The sequence below is a fragment of the Maribellus sediminis genome (assembly GCF_011799805.1).
Classification (GTDB): domain Bacteria; phylum Bacteroidota; class Bacteroidia; order Bacteroidales; family Prolixibacteraceae; genus Draconibacterium; species Draconibacterium sediminis_A.
This window is the reverse complement of the sequence record NZ_WXUB01000003.1, coordinates 309,949-334,597: the sequence shown is the minus strand read 5'-3', so window position 1 is coordinate 334,597 and position 24,649 is coordinate 309,949. Positions and strand designations below refer to the sequence as shown.

At 40.4% G+C, this 24,649-nt stretch carries 21 protein-coding genes; 13 read left to right on the top strand and 8 right to left on the bottom strand.

All coding sequences use genetic code 11. From position 1 onward, the window contains the following. The first annotated feature begins 89 nt into the window (after window positions 1-89). The 6 genes from HFD85_RS13320 (at window position 90) to HFD85_RS13295 (ending at window position 6,899) form a co-directional block, all read left to right on the top strand. On the top strand, window positions 90-3,140 hold the full coding sequence (locus tag HFD85_RS13320; RefSeq protein ID WP_167610544.1) for a sensor histidine kinase: 3,051 nt from the start codon (window positions 90-92) through the stop codon (window positions 3,138-3,140). 87 nt (window positions 3,141-3,227) lie between these two features. Then, entirely contained in the window at window positions 3,228-3,599 is a 372-nt protein-coding gene (locus tag HFD85_RS13315) for a BlaI/MecI/CopY family transcriptional regulator (protein ID WP_167610541.1), read from the top strand. Next, the gene (locus tag HFD85_RS13310) at window positions 3,596-5,014 is read left to right on the top strand and encodes a M56 family metallopeptidase (protein ID WP_167610538.1); all 1,419 of its coding nucleotides are present in this window, start codon (window positions 3,596-3,598) and stop codon (window positions 5,012-5,014) included. Before HFD85_RS13315 ends, HFD85_RS13310 begins: the two co-directional genes overlap by 4 nt. 87 nt (window positions 5,015-5,101) lie before the next feature. Beyond that, window positions 5,102-5,854: a LytR/AlgR family response regulator transcription factor gene (locus HFD85_RS13305; RefSeq protein WP_167610535.1), complete on the top strand. Its 753-nt coding sequence runs from the start codon at window positions 5,102-5,104 to the stop codon at window positions 5,852-5,854. A 42-nt stretch (window positions 5,855-5,896) separates the two neighbouring features. Continuing rightward, window positions 5,897-6,277 (top strand): hypothetical protein, encoded by a 381-nt coding sequence (locus HFD85_RS13300; RefSeq protein ID WP_167610532.1) that lies wholly within the window; start codon window positions 5,897-5,899, stop codon window positions 6,275-6,277. A gap of 112 nt (window positions 6,278-6,389) precedes the next feature. Next, window positions 6,390-6,899, top strand: a complete 510-nt coding sequence (locus HFD85_RS13295) for an OmpH/Skp family outer membrane protein (protein ID WP_167610529.1) — start codon at window positions 6,390-6,392, stop codon at window positions 6,897-6,899. A gap of 393 nt (window positions 6,900-7,292) precedes the next feature. Here HFD85_RS13295 and HFD85_RS13290 read toward each other — a convergent pair whose 3' ends face one another. Then, the gene (locus tag HFD85_RS13290) at window positions 7,293-7,733 is read right to left on the bottom strand and encodes a DUF4395 domain-containing protein (RefSeq protein ID WP_167610527.1); all 441 of its coding nucleotides are present in this window, start codon (window positions 7,731-7,733) and stop codon (window positions 7,293-7,295) included. 181 nt (window positions 7,734-7,914) lie between these two features. On the opposite strand from HFD85_RS13290, the gene HFD85_RS13285 reads away from it, so the two are divergent. From HFD85_RS13285 to pulA, 5 genes are all read left to right on the top strand, one after another. Next, the gene (locus HFD85_RS13285) at window positions 7,915-9,759 is read left to right on the top strand and encodes a Xaa-Pro dipeptidyl-peptidase (protein ID WP_167610526.1); all 1,845 of its coding nucleotides are present in this window, start codon (window positions 7,915-7,917) and stop codon (window positions 9,757-9,759) included. Between the two features lie 199 nt (window positions 9,760-9,958). Further along, window positions 9,959-10,630 (top strand): DUF4136 domain-containing protein, encoded by a 672-nt coding sequence (locus HFD85_RS13280; RefSeq protein WP_167610524.1) that lies wholly within the window; start codon window positions 9,959-9,961, stop codon window positions 10,628-10,630. An 18-nt stretch (window positions 10,631-10,648) separates the two neighbouring features. After that, a complete protein-coding gene (locus HFD85_RS13275; RefSeq protein WP_167610522.1) occupies window positions 10,649-11,233 on the top strand; it encodes a hypothetical protein in 585 nt (194 codons plus the stop codon). Window positions 11,234-11,430: 197 nt separating this feature from the next. Continuing rightward, on the top strand, window positions 11,431-11,988 hold the full coding sequence (locus tag HFD85_RS13270; RefSeq protein WP_167610520.1) for a hypothetical protein: 558 nt from the start codon (window positions 11,431-11,433) through the stop codon (window positions 11,986-11,988). Then, window positions 11,988-13,928, top strand: a complete 1,941-nt coding sequence (pulA, locus tag HFD85_RS13265) for a type I pullulanase (RefSeq protein WP_167610518.1) — start codon at window positions 11,988-11,990, stop codon at window positions 13,926-13,928. The genes HFD85_RS13270 and pulA overlap by 1 nt, the downstream gene beginning before the upstream one ends. Window positions 13,929-13,937: 9 nt before the next feature. Here pulA and HFD85_RS13260 read toward each other — a convergent pair whose 3' ends face one another. The 4 genes from HFD85_RS13260 to tsaE all read right to left on the bottom strand — a co-directional run bounded on the left by HFD85_RS13260 (window position 13,938) and on the right by tsaE (window position 18,277). Further along, complete coding sequence (locus HFD85_RS13260) at window positions 13,938-15,419, bottom strand: B12-binding domain-containing radical SAM protein (protein ID WP_167610515.1); 1,482 nt, start codon at window positions 15,417-15,419, stop codon at window positions 13,938-13,940. A 221-nt stretch (window positions 15,420-15,640) separates the two neighbouring features. Further along, on the bottom strand, window positions 15,641-16,486 hold the full coding sequence (locus tag HFD85_RS13255) for a LytR/AlgR family response regulator transcription factor (protein ID WP_167610513.1): 846 nt from the start codon (window positions 16,484-16,486) through the stop codon (window positions 15,641-15,643). Between the two features lie 21 nt (window positions 16,487-16,507). Continuing rightward, on the bottom strand, window positions 16,508-17,719 hold the full coding sequence (locus HFD85_RS13250; protein ID WP_167610510.1) for an alanine dehydrogenase: 1,212 nt from the start codon (window positions 17,717-17,719) through the stop codon (window positions 16,508-16,510). 132 nt (window positions 17,720-17,851) lie between these two features. Continuing rightward, the gene (gene tsaE / locus HFD85_RS13245) at window positions 17,852-18,277 is read right to left on the bottom strand and encodes a tRNA (adenosine(37)-N6)-threonylcarbamoyltransferase complex ATPase subunit type 1 TsaE (protein ID WP_167610507.1); all 426 of its coding nucleotides are present in this window, start codon (window positions 18,275-18,277) and stop codon (window positions 17,852-17,854) included. A gap of 239 nt (window positions 18,278-18,516) precedes the next feature. Here tsaE and gcvH point away from each other — a divergent pair, with 239 nt between their 5' ends. Both gcvH and HFD85_RS13235 read left to right on the top strand, forming a co-directional pair. After that, entirely contained in the window at window positions 18,517-18,897 is a 381-nt protein-coding gene (gcvH, locus tag HFD85_RS13240) for a glycine cleavage system protein GcvH (protein ID WP_167610494.1), read from the top strand. A gap of 199 nt (window positions 18,898-19,096) precedes the next feature. Further along, window positions 19,097-19,633: a LytR/AlgR family response regulator transcription factor gene (locus HFD85_RS13235; protein ID WP_167610491.1), complete on the top strand. Its 537-nt coding sequence runs from the start codon at window positions 19,097-19,099 to the stop codon at window positions 19,631-19,633. A 133-nt stretch (window positions 19,634-19,766) separates the two neighbouring features. Here the strand turns inward: HFD85_RS13235 and HFD85_RS13230 are convergent, their stop codons facing one another. The 3 genes from HFD85_RS13230 to HFD85_RS13220 form a co-directional block, all read right to left on the bottom strand. After that, window positions 19,767-22,319 carry an adenosylcobalamin-dependent ribonucleoside-diphosphate reductase gene (locus HFD85_RS13230; RefSeq protein ID WP_167610488.1) on the bottom strand — a complete coding sequence of 851 codons (2,553 nt, stop codon included), beginning with the start codon at window positions 22,317-22,319 and terminating at the stop codon, window positions 19,767-19,769. A 322-nt stretch (window positions 22,320-22,641) separates the two neighbouring features. After that, entirely contained in the window at window positions 22,642-23,877 is a 1,236-nt protein-coding gene (locus HFD85_RS13225; RefSeq protein ID WP_167610485.1) for a 3-deoxy-D-manno-octulosonic acid transferase, read from the bottom strand. Between the two features lie 10 nt (window positions 23,878-23,887). Then, on the bottom strand, window positions 23,888-24,577 hold the full coding sequence (locus HFD85_RS13220) for a lycopene cyclase domain-containing protein (protein WP_167610482.1): 690 nt from the start codon (window positions 24,575-24,577) through the stop codon (window positions 23,888-23,890). Window positions 24,578-24,649 lie beyond the last annotated feature (72 nt).

Below are 24,649 nucleotides of genomic sequence, written 5' to 3'. Positions count from 1 at the left end.
GCTAAATAAACCAAAGCTACCGTTTAATAAGTCCTCCTTTTTATTTCGATTTTTTTCGGCCAAATTTGAGAAAAACTGATATCAACGAAATGAAAACTCAACACATCCTTTTTATTCTTTGCACATTGTTAAGTCTGGGCTCGCTTGCTCAGGAACAGACTATTCTGTTAAAGCTTGAAGAAGGACATGAATATGTCTTTGAAATAACGGATCAAGATTATGGAATTCTGAAGGATAATTCCAAAGATATTTTCTCGGTTCAGGAGAAAGTATTCCGACTTTTTGTCGAAAAGTTTGTAGCCAACCAGGAAGCAATTGTTTCGGTTTCCTTTCTTGAAAATACGCTTGAACAACCTTTGAAATCAAATAAAATTAATAAAAAAGATTTCTTCTATCCCGATTTTAGTGCTGTGGGTAATGTATATGGAAGTACAGATTTATTTAGTATGTATTTATGCCGATCAGATATCAAATTCTTGATCAATCTAAACACTCGTAATGCGGAAATGCTTAACCGGGTGGAGTTGCTTGAAGGCTTTTTCCAATTTTTAAAACTGCAAGGTATCGACGGAAAAGAGAGGGAGGCAATAGCAAAGAACGTGAATAGTAAACTTCTTAATAAACAAAAATATCTGATTGAGCATCTTCTTTGGTTTCATAATTCTGCTATTAATGCTGACAGTACCTTAAATAAAAGTTTATTAGAAGACAGACTGAAAATAAACAGGAAAGGAAATCAGTTTTTAGCCTTTAGTGATATGGATTTTGATAATCTCATTCCGGCCAAAACATATAAGAAATATTGGGTTAACACTGAAAATGGAATAGTCTCAGAATATACCACTATTCGTCGAGATTCAATGCGCCAGAGTTTTTATGGAGCTGACAAATTGAAATGGCAGGTAAACGAGACTCATTTCAGATTGCTTTATTCCAAGCCTGTTGCAGAGAAAAAACTTGTTATTTCCGGAAGTATAGAAAGTCCCCTCAGTAATATTATTCATTTAAAAACGCTTAGCAGTGCTTTTGGTACAGAAATGAAAGACAGAATTTTCATGTTGGATGAAAAGGGATACTTTGAAACCGAAATCGATTTTTCAGAAGGTGGATTTGTGTATGTCGAGAATGAAAATAAAAATAAACATGAGGGATCCAAAATGTTTGTGTTTTATGCGGAACCCGGAGATACGATTGGCTTCGTTGCAAAAGGAGCAGAACAGCCCTGGTACCTTAGTTTTAGTGGTACGAGGGTGGCTGAATCTGAATTGTTGGAAAAAATCAGCAATCAGATTAATTTTAAACAAGACTTGAGATTTATTTTTAACTACCTGTACGGCGATTTAACCGGAAAGGATAAAGTGTTGGCATTTTATGATAGTCTTGAGACAATGGAAAGCTTGATCTCTTCATACAAAACAACGATCGATGAACGAACGCTCAGATTTATCATAAACGAAACTAAGAGTTATGTCTACACCGGATTTTATAATTTTTTTACCAATGCGCGTAGAAGTGAGGTAAGATTAACGATGCAAGGCCAAAATGGTAAGTTGATTGCCATCTCTAATGATGCAACCATTGAAGATTCGGAACTAAATGAACTGGAGAACCATATTGATAAGTTTAATATTCAGGATATTTATAACGACTATGGTTTGTTCTCGCGAAAGATGGTAGAAAGTTATTGTGCCTATCAGTTTTTTAAGATTAGGAAAGTTACTGCTGACGGTCGGTCAGGTTTTGGTGTGGATTACACCAGGGATTTGGATAGCCGGATACAATTTATGCGACTAATGCTGTCGGGTTCGGCTTTGTACCGCGAAATTGCGAGTGTGTTGGAAAGTGTACTAATTGCTGAACGAAGAATGAATTTGAGAAACGATGTTGAAGATTACTGGATTAATTATGCAATTGAGAATACAGAGTTGTTAAGTAAACGATGTAATGATTTGAACCTGGTTTCCAGCATGACAAGTATTGTTCGACAGCATCAAAAACTTCAGTCTGACAGTTTTCTTCCCCAAATCTCCTTCTTAGATTTAGATGGCAATAAGGTAACTTTGAATGATCTTTCGGAAGACAAACCAACGGTAGTTTGCATTTCTGAGGGATTTGGACATAACAGGTATCTCTTTGATGAGTTTGCTCAAAAAAATCAGGATATCAATTTTGTTTTGGTGTGCGAAAACAACAGTTATGATTGGTGGAAAGAATATACGTCAAGGGCAGAGCCGGTTGCTAAACAATTACTCTTTGTTAACGACAGCAATTCAATTCGAGACATATTCCAAAAACGATTTGTATATGTCGTTTTGGACAAAAAAGGTGAAATGACAGGTTATGCTGATGAGACGGAGGCTGCTATTAAAAAGGCACGGGCAACTTTAGAGCCTCAAAAGAAACAACTCGACAAATCTCAGCTTCAGTTTATCGTCCTTTTACTGGTGATTACTCTTGTCCTCCTGCTTTTGGTGCTGTTTATCTGGAAGTGGCGAGTAAGGCAGCGTTTCCGAAAAGAGCAGCAACGAACGCGCTTGCGAGAATTGGAGCTCACCGCCATCCGCTCGCAAATGAATCCACACTTTCTTTTTAACAGTTTGAACTCGGTGCAAAACCTGGTTCAGCAAAACAAGGGCCGCGAGGCCCATTTGTATTTAAGCGATTTTGCCGGATTGATCCGGAAAGTGTTGAATAACTCGGAAAAGGAAGAAGTGTCGTTGGCCGAGGAACTGGAAATGATTCAGCAATACCTGAGTCTTGAAAAATTACGCTTCGACTTTGACTATTCGCTGCTTGTAGATGAACAGGTAGATGTGCACAATACGATGGTTCCGTCAATGATATTACAACCTTTTGTGGAAAATGCCATCATTCATGGTTTGCAAAACAAAGCCAGCGACCGGCAACTAAAAATTGAGGTTGAGCAAAATGGCACGGAACTTAAAATTTCGATTGAGGACAATGGCATCGGGCGGGAAGCAGCGCAGGAAATTTCAAAATCAAAAAACGGAAAAGGCTCTAAGCTGGTTCAGGAACGCCTGAAAATTCTTCAGGAGAAAAACAAAGAGAAATTTTTGTTAGAGATTATTGATCAACCCAAAGGAACAAGGGTTGTGATTACTCTGCCGGAAGAAAGTTGAAAGTGACCAAAACAAAAAAAATGAAAGAAAGTTGGATAATTAATTTTATATTCTACATTTGTAGAATAAAGTATCAAAATGTAGAATATGGCACTTTCTAAAACTGAGGAACAATTAATGGAAATTATATGGAAGCTTGACAAAGCTTTTATGAAAGAAATAGTTGATTTGTATCCCGAACCAAAACCTGCTCCATCAACTATCGCAACACTATTAAAAAGAATGCAAGACAAAGGCTTTGTTGCATATAAATTGTACGGAAATTCGAGGCAATATTTTGCTCTTGTTAATAAAGAAGAGCATTTCTCGAAACATATGAATAAAATTGTTAAGAATTATTTTAATGATTCCGCCTTACAATTTGCTTCTTTTTTCACCAGATCAAGTAATCTTTCTGCATCAGAACTGGAAGAACTAAAAAGAATAGTAGAAGACGAACTTCAAAACAAAAAGCAATGATTCCTTATTTTATCAAATTTGTTTTATCATCCTCAATTCTATTTTTGATATATCGCTTGTTTTTGGAAAATGAAAAGATGCATCAATTTAATCGGTTTTACCTATTATTCAGTATTTTATTTTCCTTGATAATTCCTATTCTCCCAATTATCGTAATAACTAGCGAAGTTGCTCAATCGCCTGTTATTTTCAATGGAGAATATTTTCAGGATACAGCCATTAGCGACGTTGGACAATCAACGAATAATGTAAATATCCTGAGGCTAATACTTTTTATATTGTATATATTGTTAACTACGTATTTTTTTTACAGATTTTTAAAGAATATTTTCATTCTTTGGAGTAAGGCAAAAAACACAGAAGCGGTTTTGTACAAAAATGCGAAAGTAGTTTTAACCTCTGAAAATCATTATCCTTTTAGTTTTCTCAACTATATATTTATTAACCGCAACGACTTTAAATATAATAGTATTGAAGAAGAAATTTATCAACACGAATTGGCACATGTTTCTCAATTACATTCTTTCGATATTTTGTTTGTAGAATTGATTTTAACATTTGCCTGGCTAAATCCGGTTTTACTTCTATATAAAAATGCGATTCAACTTAACCATGAGTTCCTTGCTGATGACGCAGTAGTTTCAAGTACTGGAAGAACAAAAGAATATCAGTACATATTGATTAATAAATCAGGTACCAGTTCCAGTTTTTATCTTTCAAGCGCATTTAATTTTTTACCAATAAAAAAACGAATTATCATGATGAATAAAAATGTTTCCCTTAAAGCTGTCAGAATCAAGAAAATGGTATTAATCCCGTCGGTAATTTTAGTCTCGATGGTTTTTACTTTTAAGATTGAAGCCCGAAATTCTGAAATATTTGTACAAGTGCAGCAAAGTTTGCGAAATGAAGAGGGCGTGTCAAAAGAGCTGCTAGATGAATATAAGGCCATAGCGGAAAAACACAAGAAATTATTGAAAAATGGTAAATACTCAATTTACATGAATGAATTCTCCACTGAAGAAAAGAGCCGGATGCAATATATTTTTGAGAATATGAGCCGGGAGCAAAAATTAGAGCAGGAATTGGGATTTGTCCCGGCAAACACACTATATCTTAAAGAAAATGTGCCAAGCGAAGATCAGTTCGAATCATTTAAGGACTCTAAAATGTATGGTGTTTGGATTGATAATAAGAGAGTTGATAACGAAGTCTTAAATAAATATAGGAATACGGATTTTGGGCAAATGAGCATTAGTAAGCTAATGAAAAATGCAAAAAATTATGGAAAGCATTATTATCAGGTTGATCTGATGACAACGGATTACTTCCGGAAGTATAAAGATGATGTTATGGATAGAAAAGGTGCTAGCTTGGTACCAATAAAAATGTATGAAAAAAGTACACAGGAATAATTGTGCTCACTTGATCGTTTGTATGAAATACGATTCAGCTAAGGTTTGTCAAGAGAAATACCTGTATTAATTGGAACATAATTGGATATGAATATTACATCCATTATTGTCGATGACGAGAAACATGGACGCGAGAACCTGTCAGGGATACTGCAGCAAAATTGCCCAGAGGTTGTGATTCTTGGTCAGGCTGCTTCGGTTGAAACCGCGATCGAACGGATTAATACACTGAAACCAGATCTGGTGTTTCTCGATATTGAAATGCCCGGCGCCAATGGGTTTCAACTGCTGGAGCGTTTACCCAGGGTAACCTTCGAAGTGATTTTTGTAACGGCTTATGACAATTATGCGATTAAAGCCATCCGTTTTTCTGCGGTCGATTATATTTTAAAACCAATCAACCTAAATGATTTAAAAGCGGCAGTAGACAAAGTTGCCAATCGCCTGCAACGTAAAGAGGAGAACAAAAGAATACAGGAGCTGTACAGAAACCTGAACCAACCCGAAAATCCACGGATTGGTTTGCCAACAGGCGACCGGATCGAGTTTATCGAGGTTTCCAATATCATTCACTGCAGGGGAGAAGGGAATTACACGCATATTTTTCTTGAGAATAGTGAGCGCCTGCTGGTGGCGAAAACGCTTATCGAGTTTGAAGATTTATTAAGGGAGTACCAGTTTATAAGAACACACAAATCGCATTTGGTAAACCTGAAGCATGTTACGGCATTTATAAAAACCGACGGAGGCGCTCTAAAATTATCAAACGGTGAAAGTGTTGCTATTTCCCGCCGAAGAAGAGAAACTGTTGTGGAAAAGTTAAAAGCTTTTATCGCTTAGGTTAAACTTATGATTCTTTGTAAATTCCCAAAAAAATAAGAAATGCTTAGAATACTATTAACCCTTGCCTTTGCCATCGGCGTTTTAAGCGCCTTGAGCCAGCAAAGTCTGGATCTGTTGAAACTTCAGAAAATAGAGCCGATCAAGCGCACTGAGTTTACCAAAACAAATCAATATCAATATTTATCGTTTAAGCCGGTAACTCCACAACTTCGGATTTTTAATCAGCAGAAAACGATAGAACCTGCAAATAACACATCAAAATCGGTTTCCAAATCTCCACTGGACAACATGCCGATTCTTGGTTTTGGAGCTTCAACTCCACAATGGAACATGCCGGTTGCCGTTCCCGATTCAACCATGGACTATTACATCAAAAATCCCATGCTTCCCGGTGCTGCAAATTTGGTTTTCAGGAAATAGTAAACTTCTACGTGTTTTAGCTTTGTTAACTTCTGCTTTGTGGTTTTTAACGTTTGTTGCGTAGCAGCTGTTTGCGCTTACTTTACTTTTGGTGAAAATTAAATCGAAAAATATGAGAATAAAAATTTTACTTATTGCAGTGCTGTTTATTGCAGCTTCCCCGCTATTTGCCCAAACCACATTAAAGATCGGCCATGTGAATGTGCAGGAACTGGTGCAAAAACACCCCGATACAGATAGCATCCACACAGTGATTGAACAAGAAGCAAAAGACATGGAAGATATTTATGCCGAAATGCTGCAGCAACAACAGGATAAAATGGAAGCCTTTGAGGCGGAAAGTGAAGGCTACTCCGACTTTATGCGGAAAACAAAGCAGGAGGAATTGCTGACACTGTCGCAAAAAATTCAGACCTTCAATCAAACTGCACAGCAACAAATTCGTCAGCATAATATTGAATTGCTGCAACCGGTTTACAACGAAGTGAATGAAACCATTAAAAAGGTCGCCAAAGAAAATAAGTTCACCTACATTCTCGATGTCAGTGGCGGAACACTTGCCTATATTTCACCCGATAGCGAAGATATTACAGCCCGGGTTCTTGAAGAATTGAATAAATAATTAACTGAGAACACCAGGCCGTCGTAATTCTTTGAATTACTTTGGCCTTGGCTATCATATGACGCACTTTCAGTGCTAATTTTTGCTTATAAAGAAATCTCAAATACAAGTGTTGCCGTTTTGTAGGGCTGAAAGTCCTTAATCATTCTGCCCGGGGTTAAAAACCACACAAAATTGGCGCAACTAGAGCAAAACATTGAAAAGGTACACTATAATGCGCCGAATTTCAGGAGGTGATCAAAATGTATCATTCCTTGTATTTGTGCATAAAGGGTAGATGCAGGGAAGGACAGGTGGATGGGTATTTAAGAAAGTTAATCGTAAAATATTTGCACAAAAAAAGCATCTGAAAGTTGAGAACAAGCAGATGCCTTGAGTGAGTAATTATAATAATTATTTGTAGAAGGGCAGAACCAGGTAGGTGAATATGATACATCCTACACATACAGCCAACGCAAACTCAAGCATGGCGAAAAAAACAAAAATACCTCCAACAACAAGTGCTGCTGTATGTGCTCCTGTCAGGAAAAGTATGTTAACAAGTAGCAGCATTACAAATCCGAGGCGGGCAGCAAATATTTTTGGTGCTTTGTCAATCCGCTTTTCACCCAGTTTCAGCGTATTAGTCAACCAGTGACTGATAAAACTGACAGGGCTTAGCTTTACTGATGTAAATGCCCGGATAAAGAAATCGGCCATTAAAAAAAGCATGAAAAAGGCAGAATCAAACGCAAAACCTGCCGTAAGTAGCAGCACTCCAATAATTGCATTTAATCGAACGATCTGCTCGTTGATCATATCTTTCGATACCGGACAAACTATCTGTTTCAACATACTATTTCTTTTAAGCCTTCTCAAATTAAATACAAATAACTCTTAATATACGATTTGTGACCCAGATCACATACATTCGTTACAATTAATTAATAAAAAGCCGCTTAAATCATAAAATCATTATCTGCACTTAAGTATATTTGGGCTTCTTGAGGGAATTATAAATAGGTAATGTATCGATATGAAAAATTACGTGAAAAAACTGGAAACCATTTTATTGCTGTCGTTCGTAGTATTTTTGGTAAATGCGCAGGACGAACAGCACGCAAAACCGTTCTTCGAGAACGGTGAAGCGCAGATTGTAAAAGCTTTTGAAGATCCGGCGTACTGGATACGCGAAGATCTGTGGGTTGAAACCGAATTCGACAGTGATGGCGATGGCCGGCTCGACCGCATGCACGTCGACGTAACTCGCCCGCGTGAAACCGAAACTGAAGGTCTGAAACTTCCGGTTATTTACAATTCGAGCCCGTATTTTGCAGGAACAGCGGGTAACGATCCGGCCTATTTTCACGACGTTAAACACGAACTGGGCGAACCGGGAAAACCGATCACTCATCCCACCGAAATTCAGCGAAGGGGAAAACGTCCAATCATTTCAACAGGTCACGTGAATACCTGGGTGCCCCGAGGATACATTGTTGTGCATTCTTCATCGCCCGGAACAGGTTTGTCTGACGGTGTACCAACCGTTGGTGGCGATAACGAATCTTTGGCGCCAAAAGCTGTAATCGACTGGCTTTGTGGTCGGGCAAAAGGCTATACTACACGTACCGGAAACGAAGAGGTTAAAGCGTACTGGAGTACCGGGAAAGTTGGAATGACCGGAACATCTTACAACGGCACTTTGCCACTGGCAGCAGCAACAACAGGGGTTGAAGGACTGGAAGCTATAATTCCGATTGCGCCCAATACCGCGTATTACAATTATTACCGCTCAAACGGGCTGGTGCGTTCTCCCGGCGGTTATCTTGGTGAGGACGTTGATGTTTTGTTCGATTTTATTCACAGCGGCGATGAATCGAAACGGGCTTATGCACGCGAAAAGATCCGCGATGGTGAAATGAAAGAAGGTATGGACCGAATTACAGGCGATTACAACGATTTTTGGGCCGGTCGCGATTACCTGAACAAAATGGATAAAATGAAAGCGGCACTTTTTATGTCGCACGGTTTTAACGACTGGAACGTGATGCCCGAGCACAGTTACCGGATTTATGAAGCGGCGAAAGAAAAAGGTATTCCGGCCATGATCTACTACCACCAGATGGGCCACGGCGGTCCGCCGCCACTTTCGATGATGAACCGCTGGTTTACCCGTTATCTTTTTGGTGTTGAAAACGGGGTGGAAGATGAGCCACGTGCATGGATCGTTCGCGAAGACGATGACCCGGGTAGTCCAACTTCGTATAAAGATTACCCAAATCCGGATGCATCGATGGTGGAATTGCACCTGAAGGCAGGAGCCCCGGCAAAAGGTGAACTCGCCATACAACAACCTTCGAAACAAGGGAAAGAAACTTTGGTTGACAATTACTCATTTTCGGCAGAAGCACTAGCTAAAGCTGATATTACCGAACATCGATTGATCTATGTTTCGCCGGTGTTAAAAGAGGATGTACACATTTCAGGAAAACCGGTGATCACTATTTCGGCAGCCAGCAGCAAGCCGGCAGTTAACCTTTCTGTTTACCTGGTTTCGTTGCCCTGGAACGAAGGACGCCGCATTAAAATTACAGATAACATAATTACACGTGGTTGGGCCGACCTTCAAAACTATAAGTCGTTGCGCGAAAGCGAACCACTTAAGCCGGGCAAGTTCTACGAAATGACTTTTGAATTCCAACCCGATGATCAGGTGATCAAGGCCGGTCAGCAAATTGGTCTAATGATCTTCTCGAGTGACAGTGAATTTACACTGCTCCCGAAACCCGGCACTGAGCTAACCGTTGATCTGGACAAAACAACAATAAAAATTCCTGTAGTTGGTGGCAGCGAAGCATTTCTTAATGCCATCCAGAATTAACATATTGTAGACATTCTTATCCCCATCATCTATTGCATGGTCATTCAAAAAGCCCTAATTTTGAGTGACCATGCTTTTTTTATAAAACAAAATGTTAGCAGTCGAGTTATAGATCAGAACCTATGATATGAATACTGAAGGTTCGGGATGAATTCACCCGAATGTGAGAAATTACCTTAATAACAAACAATAAATACACATGAATGCACTAATCAAAAAGTATGTATGGCTGATACCGCTACTGGCAGTAATTGCCGCATGTTCGCCTGAGTTTGATGCAAGCATCGAAGAACAGGACCTGGCCATAACAAGGGTTGATGACAACCAGAATTTTTCGGGATACAACACGTTCTACCTCGAAGACACCGTGATTTATATCGTTGAAGACGAAGAAGATTTGGAAGATGTGGATCGTACACACGATGCCCAGATCATATCGCAGGTAAGGCAGAATTTTTTGGATATGGGATGGCAGGAAATTACTGATCCTGATAAGATTGAATCGGATGCCGATGTATCCATCCTGCTTTCGGCTCTTGCGGTTGATATGTATTTCTATTATACCTACTGGTGGGACTACTGGGATTGGTGGTACTGGGGTAGTTGGTATTATCCGGGATACCCGTGGTATCCGGTCTGGCCGGGTTACGGCTATCCAAGTTATGGCTATTCGGTTGGAACAGTAATGATTGACATGGTAGATATTAAGAACATGGAATTGCCAGCAAATCAGGATGAAAATCCTAAGATCGATATTTTATGGACCGGTGCTGTGAACGGTATTCTGGTTGGTTCGGATGCTTCCATTTCAAACCGTCTGACGAAACAGATCGATCAGGTTTTTACACAAAGTCCGTACCTCGAAAAATAACCTCAAAAAGCAGACATCATGAAGAAATATATATTGATAGTCCTATTAAGTTTTGCATTAAACAGTGCAAAGGCGCAAAGTTACACCGAGGTGTATGTGAATTATCTTCCTTCGATTCCTTTTGGCAAAACAGCCGATTTTACAAGCGGTATTAGTCCGCGTGGAGTTGATTTTGAAGCCAACCGCTTTATTGGCGACGACCTGTCGGTTGGAATAAACGTTGCATGGCTTATATTCAGAGAGAAAGTGGGTCCGGAATTGTTTGAACTCAATGATCTGGATATTTACGGTACGCAATTTCATTATCAGAACATGGTGCCGATTGATGTCGTGTTCAAGAAATACTTTATTACCGGAACTTATACGCCGTACCTGGGTATCGGTGCCGGTATTCAGTATGTACAACAGCGAAACGACATTGGCGTATTTTCGCTTACCGACGACAAATGGTTGTTCCACACTGCTCCTGAACTTGGTGTGTTACTCGACCTGAATCCGTCGGCTACCTTGTCGTTGAAGGCCAAATACAATTATTCGCCCAAAGGCGGCGATTTCCCTTCAACGTCTTACCTGAGTTTCGGGATTGGTCTGGGATTAAATTAGAAGAATTTAAGCAAAAGAAAAGGTCCGGTAAAACCGGACCTTTTTAGTTGAATTCACCTTGCTCATCAACTTTTGTATAACAGTTGTTGAATTGAAAATTTGTAATTTCGCTGGTTATTATATCCTTTGATCTAAGTATTAATTACAGTGACCATTGCATGGTTTTCAACTCAAAAAAAGACTTACATTTGCCCGGAATGAGGTACTATAAAAAAGCGATACTACTTGTTTTTAGTTTGTTGGGTTCAAAGCTAATTTGGGCACAGAATGAAATTGGTCCGGAAGGCCATAAATTGTTATGGGTGGTGGTTTTTATTGTAGTGGTTTTTGCTGCAATAATTATTGGTCGCAAGCGTTTTCCAAAGTCAGCAACAAAGTCAGACAACAAGTTGTTTAAAAGACAAAAGGTACGAATAGAGCTGGCAAAAGACAGCAAATATTATCCCGATCGATTAATGCTGAAAGTTGAAAATACAGGCGACGTTGATGTTGATCTGGATCAGCCTTTGCTGGTGTTCGATAATTTTTGGCTCAAACGGAAATTCAAACTGAAAGGAATGGCTAACCGGACGTTTTATCCGCTGTACCTGGAACGTGGAAAAATTCACGAACTGGAAATCGACCTTACCCGGTTTTACGGTCACGACAAGCGCTTAAAGAAATTTCCGAAGGTAAAAGTGCAGGTTCAAAATGTAAAAGGGAAAAAGCTGGCAAGCAGCTCGGTTTATTTACGCAAAACACTAGTTAAGTTCTGATGCGAAACTGGAAGTTCAACCATATCGATTTCTCAACCTACCCGGATTACAAACCCAACGATCTGGGCGTATTCTGGGCGCCGGAAAAGACCAGCATAAAAATTTGGGCACCAACTGCCCAGATGGTTGAATTGCGCCTGTATAAGGACGGCAATAAAAGTGAAGCCTTTCATAAAACCAACCTTCAAAAAGTTGGTGACGGAGTTTGGTCGACTGTTTTGAACGGCGATTACGAAGGAAAATATTACACATTCAGGGTAAACGACGGTGAGTGGCTCGATGAGGTTCCGGGAATTTATGCCCGCTGTGTGGGGGTGAATGGTTTACGCGGACAGATTTATAATCCGAATACTACAAATCCCGACGGCTGGGTGGAGGATAACGGCCCGCGCCTGAAGAGTTTTACTGATGCCATCATTTACGAAACGCATGTACGCGATTTCTCCATCGATCCAAATTCAGGAATTACAAATAAAGGCAAGTACCTGGGTTTTACCGAAGAAGGAACCACGGCACCAACAGGCGTTAAAACGGGTATCGATCATTTGGTTGAGCTAGGAATTACTCACTTGCATTTACTTCCGGTAAACGATTTTGTGACCATCGACGAAGAAAAACCGCTGGATAAATACAACTGGGGCTACGATCCGCAGCATTATTGCGCACTCGAAGGTTCGTATTCATCCGATCCTTACGATGGGACGAAACGGATTTTTGAATTCAAAAGCCTTGTAAAAGCACTTCACGACAAAGGCATCGGGGTGATCCTGGATGTTGTTTTCAATCATACGTTTTACGCAAAGGAATCGGTTTTTAACCAGATGGTACCGGGCTATTTCTACCGGCAAAAACCAGATGGTACTTTTTCAAATGCATCCGGTTGTGGTAACGAGTTGGCGAGCGAACGCTCCATGGTGCGCCGCTATATTATCAACAGCCTGAAATATTGGGTGGAGGAATTTCATATCGATGGATTTCGTTTTGATTTAATGGGTGTTCTCGATGTTAATACCATGAAGAAGATCCGGAAGGAAATGGATAAAATCGATCCCGGATTAATACTTTATGGCGAAGGCTGGGCTGCTGATCAAAGTCCGATGCCCGAAGATTTGCGGGCCGTAAAACAAAATACACCTCAGTTAAAAGGCATTGCCAGTTTTAACGACGATTTCAGGGATGCGTTAAAGGGAAACCACGGCGATAAAAAATCGAAAGGATTTGTGAGTGGGCTGGTATTGCGCGAAGAGGCCATAAAATTTGGGATTACTGCAGCGGTTCAGCATCCGCAAGTGAATTACGGATACATCGAAACCGTTCATTCGCCCTGGGCAGCGGAGCCTGATCAATGCATCAACTACGTATCGTGTCACGATAATTATACGCTTTGGGATAAGCTAAACCAAAGTTTGCCGAAAGCTCCGACAGCCGAATTGATAAAACGTGTGAAACTGGCTGGAGCGCTTGTACTTACCTCGCAGGGAGTGCCGTTTTTGCATGCCGGTGTCGATTTTTGCCGAAGTAAAAACGGTAACGGCAACTCGTATAAATCACCCGATTCAGTAAATCAGATCGATTGGAATCGCAAGAATGAATTTATCGATGTATTCCATTATTTTCAGAAACTGATTCAGTTACGAAAAAATCATCCTGCCTTCAGAATTACGACTTCGGAAGGAATTCGGCAACATTTAAATTTTTGTGCCAAATATCAGATCGGGCTTGTGTCGTATTGTATCGATACCGAAGGTTTGGAAGATGACTGGAAACGGATCTTCCTGATATTTAACGGCACCAACGAAGATGTTGCTTTTCCGCTTCCCGAGGGGGAATTCAGAGTTATTGCCACTTCCGATTTCATCGACGAGCAGGGCATCGGCGACACGATTTCAAACGAACTGCTTATTGATCCTATTTCGATGACCATTCTGGTTCAGCAGTAAACTCCCCAACTAGAAAATTTTTGCATACGATTTCCGGTAATGATAACCGTAAATGGCATAGGTAATGGCCATTGGGAAAAGATCGCGACGGTTGAAGATGCTCCAAAAGAACAGGCGCCAGTAGTACTTCCGGTTGCTGTCGAATATCCCGATTATAAAAATGGAGCGGATAAATGCCATTATTTTCCGCAGACTTACCTTGTTTTTGTTCTTCATGCCAGGATTAAAATCAATCAGAAAACTTTTAACACGCTCATAAAAAGCTTTGCCACCATAAACTCCCCTGATGACTTCCTGATACCCTTTATCGAGTAGTTTTTTATCCATTTTCGGTACAAAATTCATGGCATTGCTGGTGTTGTCGCCACTCCATTTTTCCAGGATACGACCTTCTGCATTTAAGCGTTTGTACAATTGCGATTTTGTGGGCGCATTCAATAGGCCAATCATTGCTGAAATGATGCCACTTTTCTGGATAAAATCGATCTGTTGCCTGAAAATTCCCGGCGTGTCGCTGTCGAAACCAATAATAAATCCGCCAAGGACTTCCATCCCTGCGGTCTGAATCGTTTTAACTGAGCTGATTAGGTCGCGGTTTTTGTTTTGAACTTTGTTGCATTCTTCCAGCGAAACTTCCTCGGGCGTTTCAATCCCGACAAAGACACTCAGAAAGCCGGCGTCGATCATCAATTGCATCAGTTCCGGATCATCGGAAAGGTTGATCGATGCTTCAGTGGTAAAATGGAAAGGATACTTGTGTTCTTTCATCCAAAGCTGAAGCGCCGGCAGCATCGCCTCTTTCAGTATCTTTTTGTTGCCGATAAAATTGTCGTCAACAAAAAAGATCTCGCCACGCCACCCCAAATCATATAAATTCTGAATTTCAAAGATGATCTGGTCGCTGGTTTTTATACGGCATTTATGCCCCAGCAGGGCAGTAATATCGCAAAACTCGCAGTTAAACGGGCAACCTCTCGAAAACTGGATACATTTTGAGCTGTATTGATTCAGTTTTACCAGTGAATAGTCGGGTGCGGGAGATTGTTCTACGTTGGCAAATTCATTGGTGGAGTACACGTGTTTTGCATGTCCGTTTTCCAAATCTTTTAAAAACGGTGGTAAAGTTATTTCGGCTTCATTCAGCACAAGATGATCAACACGATCGAACTTTTCGGGATCGGCAGTAAACAGCGGACCTCCGGCAACTACCGGCGTTAAAAGTGCCTTACAGCGATCGATTACGTGCAAAGCCGATTGAATTTGCGTGCTCATCGCGCTCAGAAATACGTAATCGGCCCAAAGAATATCTTCCATCTTTAGTTTTTCGATGTTCATGTCCACCAGTTTTGTTTCCCAATAGGGTGGTAACATGGAAGCCACTGTTATCAAGCCAAGTGGCGGATAGGCAGCTTTTTTCGAGATAAATTTCAGTGCGTATTTAAAACTCCAGAAGGTGTCGGGGTATTCCGGATATACTAATAATATTTTCATTTTCGAATTATTTATCGATTAAATCAAACCAAAGTAAAAGCGAAATTCAGGCTTTTAAAAGTATTAGGGATTGGGGCGGAAAATTTGTGTTGAACACCCTCGTTTCGGGCTAAATGCCGCTTATTTGGGATAAACGACTTTAATCCCTGTGATTTTTGGGATGTAAATTGAGGCTTGAAAAATCGGGATGTTGGAAAAAATTGAAACGAAAAAATAGCGTTCTAGGTAACTTTTACCGCCTGTTTAACATTCAAAGCATATTGCCTCGAAACATGAATTTCGGAAGGATAATGATGCAGGCTAAGAACAAGTCCGTCGGCATCGCGTTTCAAACTTTTGATGTGGTATTTGTTAACGATAAACGAACGGTGGCAACGTATCATCTCAGGAAAAGCCGACAGCGTTTCTTCGGTTGATTTTAGCGTGTTCCTGATCAGTTTTTTGTGAAGCACTTCAGCTTCCAGGTAGTGGACTTCAATATAATTACTTGCCGAACGGATTACAACAATTTGTTCGGGAAGCAGCTTGAAATAATCCGTTTTATTCTCCGATTCAAATTCTATTTCCGGTGTGGCAGAAGATTGGACTTCTGCAGTATCCTGAATATTCGGTTTTAAGTTTTCTACCTGAAGTTTGAGTAAATAGATGCGGTTGATGACCACCAACACCGATGCTGCGGTTATGGAAATAATTACCAGAATTATAACAATGTGAAACGTTATGGGAATCCGGCCGACATAACGTGCAAAAAAACTAAAGGCCACCGAATTAAAGACCACAAAAAGAAAGTCGATGAGGACTTCTTTACCAATGGTCCAGCGTTCTTCTGAAAATGCCTTCGAAAAAACAGATGGAATTACGAGGCGGAAAATACTGAGTAAAACCAAAGTGATGGCGCCAAAAGTTGCCAGAATGATCAGTTGGTTATTAAAGTCGGGATTCTGAATGTTAAAAGGCTGAAAGAATAGCAGGAAGAGAAAAATGCCTAAACTCACTGAAATTATCGACCGAACATTGATTTTGAGGTTGTCGTTGAACGGGTATTTCTTATTAAGTGATTTTAGCATTTTGCGACTCTGGTTACTGGCTTAAAATACAGCAAGCAATAAATTAATGTCTTTTGCCGGTATGCTGAACAGACGCCCGATATCGGTACTGGTGAGGATTCCGTGATAAATGTAAACGCCTTTTCTGAATCCGCGCGATACTTTAATGTAGTTATCAACTCCACCGTTATCGCCAATGGCTAAAAGTATAGGAATGAGAATATTGCTGAGCGAAATGGAAGCTGTTCGGGAAACCATGGCCGGACTATTGGGTACACAATAATGTACCACACCGTGTTTTACATAGGTGGGGTTGTTAAAGTCGGTGCATTTCGAAGTTTCGAAACAACCTCCCTGGCTAACGTTCAGGTCAATAATCACCGAACCCTCTTTCATTTGCTTTACAAGGTCTTCCGAAACCTTGAACTTTGGAGGCTTGTTAAATGCCGTTGCACCAATTACGGCGTCGGCCGAAACCAGGGCTTTGCGCAACACTTTCGGATAAAAGACTGAGGTAAATATTTTACGTGCAAATTTTTCTTCCAGCTTACTCAATTCATACACCGAAGTATCGAAAACTTTTACAAAAATGCCCAGGCCAAGAGCGGCTCGGGCAGCGTATTCGGCAGCGGTGCTGGTACCAATAATCACCAGTTCGGCAGGAGTTACTCCGGTAACTTCGCCAAACAAAACGCCCTTGCCGTTTCTCGAATTACTCAAGTATTCGCTGGCAATGGTAATGGAAGTTACACCGGCAATCTGGCTCATCTGGTGAACGAAAGGAAGGAATCCATCCTCGTTTTCCAATTGCTCGAATGCTATACAAGTAACCTTTTTCTTTAATAATTTCTGAATGGTTTCCTGTTTGTAGGCGTACAACTGTAAACTTGAAATGATCACCTGGTTGCCTCGAAGTGCATCAATTTCATCCATGTTGAAAGGGGCAATACGCAGAACAATGTCGCATTGAAAGGTTTCTTCCTTTGTTTCCACGATTGTACCGCCGGCCTTTTGGTAATCTTCGTTGGAATAGCTGGCGTGTTTGCCTGCATTCTTTTCAATTAAAATTTCGTGCCCGTAAGAAACAAGCAGATCAACAGCTTGCGGGGTCAGCGGAACGCGGTATTCAACTTTGGAGTAATCGGAAGGTATACCAATTTTTATCTTCTGCCCTTTTTTTCGAACCTCCAGCATTTCTTCCTGGGGAAGTAACATCGACTTTGGTATGGATACCTTTTCCTTCGCTTTTTCCATTGCTGAATTCCGGATTTTTGTTTCGTATAATTAAGTACAGCAATTTACAAGCAAAAGGGGATTTTTCAAAATGCAGTTGCGAAATAGTTCTCCTGAGAATTAGAGTCTTGCAGGAGCTTGGGTTGTAGATGTTTAATGCTTTTTTTCTGCAGTAATGATGCGTGATTCATCCTCCTGCACTTCAATTTTTACTTCAACGATCGTATCAGGAAGCAACGGATCGATCATTTCGGGCCATTCAATTAAGCAATAACTTCCGCTGTAAATGTAGTCTTCGTAACCCAGGTCGAAGGCTTCTTCGAGTTCTTTAATGCGGTAAAAATCGAAGTGAAAGATCGATTCCATATCGGCGGTATTGTACTCGTTTATGAGTGCAAAGGTCGGACTGGTAACATTGTCACCGGAACCTAAAGCACGGCACACCGATTGTATAAAAGTTGTTTTTCCGGCGCCCATTTTTCCGTAAAATGCGAAAACACGTTCTTCCTGAAATTCGCTAATCAGTTCTTTTGCAACGCCTTGCAATTCGCTTAATGAAGTTACTTTTCTTGAAAACATCTTCCTCTTTAAATTTTTGCAATAATACAAAAAGCCGTTCAACTACAACACTGCTCAACTCAAAATACGATAAAAATCAGCTAAATGGATCTTTTTGAGGACTTCATTATTCATTATTTTGTTTTAATTTTAAGCCATCGTTTTAGAACCGATTTTACAAGTAAAACATTTATAAAAGAGGCATTTCCTGTGGAAACAGGCAATCGGGACAAACTTGAAATAATTTAAAACTTAATAATATGAATATTCCTGCAGATTTAAAATACACGGAAGACCACGAATGGGTACGTGTTGAAGGTGATGTTGCAGTTGTTGGAATTACCGATTTTGCACAAGGCGAATTAGGCGACATAGTTTTTGTTGAAATTGAAACTGAAGGTGAAGAGCTGGATAAAGGCGAAACTTTTGGTACCGTTGAAGCTGTGAAAACCGTTTCTGATTTGTTTATGCCTGTTGGTGGCGAAGTTGCTGAATTTAACGAAGCACTTGCCGACGATCCTGAACTGGTAAACAAAGATCCTTACGGAGAAGGCTGGATGATTAAGATTAAAGTAGCCGATGCAGCCGAATTGGGCGAACTAATGGACGCCGATGCTTACAAAGCTATGATTGAAGCTTAATCGCAGAGACTCAAGATATTTTAAGGCATAACTATTTAGTTATGCCTTTTTTTGTGTTTGCTTTCTCAGCGTGGATGATTCGTCTAGGCGGCTTAGGGAAAAAATCACGTCTTTTGACCTGTATTTCCGGCGTCTTGGAAAAAAGGGTTTTGTTAAGACACAGATATTATGTTAGTTTGGTGAAAAATCAAAACGACATATGAATCTACTAATTGCATCTTTTATCGGTCCGCAGGAAATTCTTATTCTCTTTATTTTTTTATTTCTAATCTGTCTTCCTGTTTTTATCATTTATCGGGTAATAAAGAAAGCAACGAGTAGAAATAACACTAATTGGTCGGGAGATGAGGTCGAAAAACAACTTCAGAAATATCAGGAAGCTAATTTTACGAAGAAACACATCAAAGAATATTTTCCGGTTAAGGAAGGGAACAAAATTACCTTGATTCAATTTAGTGAGGTTGTTGATTTTTCAATAACTAATAATTATGTGTTTTTAACTGACATAAACGGGAAGGAATATTTGGTAGATTTAAGTTTGAGCGCTTTGGAGGAAAAATTGCCTGATGAATTTATCCGGGTGCACAAATCCACGATCATCAACAGCAAATTAATTAACGAAGTAAAAAAGCTTGATAACGGAAGATATGATTTACTGATGAAATGCGAAAAGGAACGGGTGATTTCGTGTAGCAAAAATTACAATGAAAAAATAAAGTCGATAATTGATTTTTAGTGGAATGGCAATGCGAATCTCATATATAGAAAGCAAAATGCCCCGCCAATTGGCGGGGCATTTTTGTTTGCAAAATTATATTGCGTCTCAATGGTTAACGGATATACCTCGGGTTATATGGCATTGATTGATTTTATCCGCATTTTGAATTACCACACGATAAGCATGTGAGGCATCCTTCCTGGTAAACCACATCGTCAGAACCACATTCGCCACATTTGGCATCTTCGGCGATAGTTCCGTCAGGAATGTACTTCTTCAGGGCACGTGCCACACCCGATTTCCACGAGTTAATTGTTTCGTTGTCCAACTGCAGGCTGGTAACCAGTTCTACTATTTTGTGAATTGGCATTCCATGCCGCAGCGTTCCCGAAATGAGTTTCGCGTAGTTCCAATACACAGGGTTAAATTTGTGCGACAGCCCTTCGATGGTGGTTTTGTAACCACGCTTGTTAATGTACTGGAAGTCGTAACGTGAATTTTCTTCGTCTTCGTAGCTCTTAATAATGTAACCTTTTGTTATTGAGCGCGGCAGTAATATTCCGTCTTCGTCGTCGTGTAAACCGGTGAAGATCTCGTAAGGTTTGCCATCCATCAAACCGATAAAAGCAATCCATTTGTCTTTGTTGTTCTGGAAACGAACTACATCAGCTTCCAGTTTTTCCGGACGTTTTGTCGGGAATGCACCTTCAGTTTTTTTCTCTTTCTCAGAGTTCGAGATGAGTACTCCCGAACGCGACCCGTCGCGGTAAACAGTAACACCTTTACATCCGCTTTTCCAGGCTTCGAAATACAACTGGCCTACCAGTTCTTCTTTTACATCGGCCGGAAGGTTGATGGTAACTGAGATGGAGTGGTCTACCCATTTCTGGATTCGGCCCTGCATACGCACTTTGTTCAACCAGTCAACATCGTTTGATGTAGCTTTATAATAAGGCGATTTGGCTACCAATTCATCCAGTTCTTCCTGGGAGTAACCTTTACTTAAGTCGTATCCCTGAGTGGTCATCCAGGTTTTAAAATGGTGGTGGAATACAATGTATTCTTCCCAGTGATCGCCTACCTCGTCAATAAAGTCGACACGTACATCCTTATCGTTTGGATTTACTTTACGTCGGCGTTTGTAAACCGGGAGGAAAACCGGTTCAATACCCGATGTTGTTTGTGTCATCAAACTGGTGGTTCCGGTAGGAGCAATGGTCAGCAATGCTATGTTACGACGGCCATATTTGGTCATTTTTTCATACAATGCTGAATCAGCTTCTTTAATACGATTGATAAGCGGATTGTTTTTTTCGCGCTCGGCATCATAAATGGTAAAAGCACCACGGTCTTTGGCCAGGTGAACCGACGAACGATAAGCCTCAAGAGCTACTGTTTTGTGGATCTCTTCAGAGAAGTCAATGGCATTTTCGCTTCCGTAACGCAGACCAAGTGCAGCAAGCATGTCGCCTTCAGCTGTGATACCGATTCCGGTACGGCGGCCTTCATTGGCTTTGCGTTTGATGTTATTCCACAAGTTACGTTCGGTATATTTAATTTCTTCCCCTTCAGGGTCGGCATCTATTTTTTCGATGATGGCATCAATCTTTTCCAGTTCAAGATCAATGATGTCGTCCATAATTCGTTGTGCGTAATGCACGTGCTCCATGAATAATTCGAAGTTGAATTTCGCTTCCGGAGTAAAAGGATTTTCAACATACGAATACAGGTTGATAGCCAACAGGCGACAGCTGTCGTATGGACACAGAGGAATTTCTCCGCAAGGATTGGTTGAAACAGTGCGGTAACCTAAGTCGGCATAACAATCCGGAACCGATTCATTAATGATGGTATCCCAGAATAAAATGCCCGGTTCGGCCGACTGCCAGGCGTTTTTAACAATTTTCTGCCACAAACGGGTTGCGTCAATTTCTTTGGTGTATTGTGCTTTTCCGTTTATTGGATATTGCTGAACGTAGGTCTGTTCAGCTTCTACAGCCTTCATGAAATCGTCCTGTATCTTTACAGATACGTTGGCACCGGTAACTTTTCCCTGTTCCAGTTTAGCATCGATAAAGCTTTCTGAATCGGGGTGTTTAATTGAAACCGACAGCATAAGTGCACCACGGCGTCCATCCTGTGCAACTTCGCGAGTCGAGTTCGAATACCTTTCCATAAAAGGAACAATACCTGTTGATGTAAGGGCCGAGTTTTTAACCGGCGATCCTTTTGGGCGGATGTGCGAAAGATCGTGTCCCACGCCACCACGTCGCTTCATCAACTGTACCTGTTCCTGGTCAATTTTCATGATTCCTCCGTACGAATCGGAGTCACCATCGTTACCAACTACGAAACAGTTCGATAATGATGCGATCTGGTACTGGTTTCCAATCCCAGTCATCGGGCCACCTTGTGGTACGATGTACTTAAAGTCTTTTAGTACGGTGTAGATTTCTTCTTCGGTAAGGGGATTTGGATAGCGTGCCTCAACCCTGGCAATTTCGCCGGCCAGTCTTTTGTGCATGTCGTCGGGGGTTAATTCGAAAATATTCCCGAAAGAATCTTTCAGGGCATATTTGTTCACCCAAACTCTTGCTGCCAAATCATCTCCTTTGAAGTACTTTAGCGAGGCATTTATCGCTTCGTCTTGCGAATAAATTTTCTTGCCCGCCGGGGCTTTTACTGATACTTCGTTTAATGCCATATTTCTCCTAAATAACTGAGTTAAATATTATAAAGATTGTAATCCTGATTGCTCTAGTTTCCTGCTTGTGAAATTGTGTACTGCAAGATAAAACACAAAACAAGATTTTGGAATTTTTTCTCAGGTAAAATAATTAAAAGTTATCAACTTTGATTTGTTATGTGACTGTAAGGCAGGCTATTAAATGTTTGATAGCCGGAAAAAGTTTACCAAAACTGTCAATTTGAGCTTCAACTTTCAACAATTTTTATATGGAATATTCGGGAGTAAAATTCAAATTTTTGAGGAGTAAAAATGCTAACAAAAAGCGTGCTAAAATTCGCTATATGTTAAAAACTTTATTTATGATAAGTTTTGTTGAGCCAACATTTTTTTCTACGTAGTTTTTGCAAATTTCGGAGGCATTATTAAGGGCATTTTTGTCGGTTAAGAGCTGGTTTAACGCCGCGTTCAGGTCGTTGGCGTTTTCGATCGGGAAGGCTCCTTTTTGCCCGACCAGGTCGACTGCTTCCTTGAATTTTTTATAATTCGGACCAAAAATAATTGGCAGCTTAAAAGTTGCTGCTTCAAGAATATTGTGAATGCCAACACCAAAGCCACCGCCTATGTACGCTACGTTTCCGTACTGATAAAGCGACGATAAAATGCCGATAGAATCAATTATTAACACATCGTGGTCGCCAATGTCGGTATTTTGCACCTTGCTAAACGAAATAGCCGGTTTTTTCAACAATTGGTGTATTCTGTTAATATTGGCCTGATTTACTTCGTGTGGCGCAATAATGAATTTGATGTTCTTACTGTTGTTAATAAACGCTGCAAGCAGCTCCTCATCGGGTTTCCAGGTACTTCCGGCAATTACGGTGAGTGAACCGGCTGTGAATTTTTCAACATTTTCGAACTTTTTTGCACTGCCTGCAATGGCTGCAACACGGTCGAAACGGGTATCGCCCGCAATGGTAAAATTTTTAATACCGATGCTTTGCAGTAGTTCAGCCGATTTTTCATTCTGAATAAAAATGTGATCGAAGCCCGAAAGCAGCTTTCTGTACCATTTGCCCGATGGAGTGTTCTTAAAGAATTGCTGGTTTTCGCGGAATATGGCTGAAACAATATACAGCGGAATGCTTTTTCGTTTCAACTCCGAAATGTAAAAGTACCAGTATTCGTACTTTACAAAAAACACCTTTTCGGGATTAAGTATGTTGATAAACTGCCGCGCATTCTTTTTGGTGTCGAGCGGAAGGTACATTACGATGTCTGCCTGGTCGTAGTTTTTCCGGATCTCGTATCCTGAAGGCGAGAAGAAAGTGAGCGCGATCTTGTATTCCGGCAAACGTTGTTTTATTTCCTCAATAATTGGTCGCCCTTGCTCAAACTCTCCCAGTGAAGCACAGTGAATCCAAATGTAGCGGGCATTTGAGTCGACCTTATTTTTTAGCGCTTCTTCCCAGTTTTTACGGCCGGCTACGAATTGTTTGGCCTTGGTATTGAATAAGGCAGAAACACGAATGATCAATCCGTAGAAAAAAATACCCAGTTTGTAAATTGCTGTCATTGGTAGTGGCTTAAAAGAAACGTCTGATTTTTAAATATTCAAATATCGTAATGTTCATCAGGTGCAGCAGAAAGAAGTAGGCCAAATCTTCCACCGGAACAGTAAAAATATGAATATTGATGATGTGTTCGCTGTTAAACGAAATTACCGGAAGTGCGGTTAATATGCCTCTCAGAATTAAAAATGGAACAAGTGCCGCAACGTAGGAGAGGTAAAACTTCGGAAAGTTCTTTTTAAAGTTATTTCTGAAAGTGGTGTAGCCAAAATAAATGGTCAGCAAAAAGAAGGTGAAAAAAGTATACAGGTTTTTCCGGTAGAAATAGGCGATAAGCGCAAAAACAACCAATAAAACCAGTGTTAATGCCACAAAAATATTGGGTTGATTAAAGCGTATAAGCTTTTGTTGCAAAATTTCGTAGATGTACAAACTAAAGAACGGGACCACAAAAAAGAAAAGCCATTCTTCAATGGGGAGACCGTTTAATGTTTCACCCAAAATATATTTAGGATTGAAGGTCCATATCCCGATTTCGGTAAATCGCATGTCCCAGATAATAAAAATGACCGCGGGAAAAATCATCGCCGGCAAAATGTATTTTAATTGGCCGATGTAGCCGTCGCGCCGCCAAATGCTGATTCCTGCAGTAGCCAGTGTGACAGCGGCGAGTAAAATCACGTAAATAAAGTTCCCAATCCCCATAAAATCGAATTTGTGTCAAAGGTAAAAACTAAAACTTTTCCGCATTATTTTTTAAGGTATTTAATGGAATCG

Excerpts from the sequence above, each read along its gene's own strand:
- HFD85_RS13235 (WP_167610491.1), top strand. The coding sequence starts at position 19,097 with ATGAATCTACTAATTGCATCTTTTATCGGTCCGCAGGAAATTCTTATT.
- HFD85_RS13315 (WP_167610541.1), top strand. The coding sequence starts at position 3,228 with ATGGCACTTTCTAAAACTGAGGAACAATTAATGGAAATTATATGGAAG.
- HFD85_RS13220 (WP_167610482.1), bottom strand. The coding sequence starts at position 24,577 with ATGGGGATTGGGAACTTTATTTACGTGATTTTACTCGCCGCTGTCACA.
- HFD85_RS13290 (WP_167610527.1), bottom strand. The coding sequence starts at position 7,733 with ATGTTGAAACAGATAGTTTGTCCGGTATCGAAAGATATGATCAACGAG.
- HFD85_RS13225 (WP_167610485.1), bottom strand. The coding sequence starts at position 23,877 with ATGACAGCAATTTACAAACTGGGTATTTTTTTCTACGGATTGATCATT.
- tsaE (WP_167610507.1), bottom strand. The coding sequence starts at position 18,277 with ATGTTTTCAAGAAAAGTAACTTCATTAAGCGAATTGCAAGGCGTTGCA.
- HFD85_RS13275 (WP_167610522.1), top strand. The coding sequence starts at position 10,649 with ATGAAGAAATATATATTGATAGTCCTATTAAGTTTTGCATTAAACAGT.
- HFD85_RS13295 (WP_167610529.1), top strand. The coding sequence starts at position 6,390 with ATGAGAATAAAAATTTTACTTATTGCAGTGCTGTTTATTGCAGCTTCC.
- pulA (WP_167610518.1), top strand. The coding sequence starts at position 11,988 with ATGCGAAACTGGAAGTTCAACCATATCGATTTCTCAACCTACCCGGAT.
- HFD85_RS13250 (WP_167610510.1), bottom strand. The coding sequence starts at position 17,719 with ATGGAAAAAGCGAAGGAAAAGGTATCCATACCAAAGTCGATGTTACTT.
- HFD85_RS13260 (WP_167610515.1), bottom strand. The coding sequence starts at position 15,419 with ATGAAAATATTATTAGTATATCCGGAATACCCCGACACCTTCTGGAGT.
- HFD85_RS13320 (WP_167610544.1), top strand. The coding sequence starts at position 90 with ATGAAAACTCAACACATCCTTTTTATTCTTTGCACATTGTTAAGTCTG.
- gcvH (WP_167610494.1), top strand. The coding sequence starts at position 18,517 with ATGAATATTCCTGCAGATTTAAAATACACGGAAGACCACGAATGGGTA.
- HFD85_RS13285 (WP_167610526.1), top strand. The coding sequence starts at position 7,915 with ATGAAAAATTACGTGAAAAAACTGGAAACCATTTTATTGCTGTCGTTC.
- HFD85_RS13280 (WP_167610524.1), top strand. The coding sequence starts at position 9,959 with ATGAATGCACTAATCAAAAAGTATGTATGGCTGATACCGCTACTGGCA.
- HFD85_RS13310 (WP_167610538.1), top strand. The coding sequence starts at position 3,596 with ATGATTCCTTATTTTATCAAATTTGTTTTATCATCCTCAATTCTATTT.
- HFD85_RS13255 (WP_167610513.1), bottom strand. The coding sequence starts at position 16,486 with ATGCTAAAATCACTTAATAAGAAATACCCGTTCAACGACAACCTCAAA.
- HFD85_RS13270 (WP_167610520.1), top strand. The coding sequence starts at position 11,431 with ATGAGGTACTATAAAAAAGCGATACTACTTGTTTTTAGTTTGTTGGGT.
- HFD85_RS13305 (WP_167610535.1), top strand. The coding sequence starts at position 5,102 with ATGAATATTACATCCATTATTGTCGATGACGAGAAACATGGACGCGAG.
- HFD85_RS13230 (WP_167610488.1), bottom strand. The coding sequence starts at position 22,319 with ATGGCATTAAACGAAGTATCAGTAAAAGCCCCGGCGGGCAAGAAAATT.
- HFD85_RS13300 (WP_167610532.1), top strand. The coding sequence starts at position 5,897 with ATGCTTAGAATACTATTAACCCTTGCCTTTGCCATCGGCGTTTTAAGC.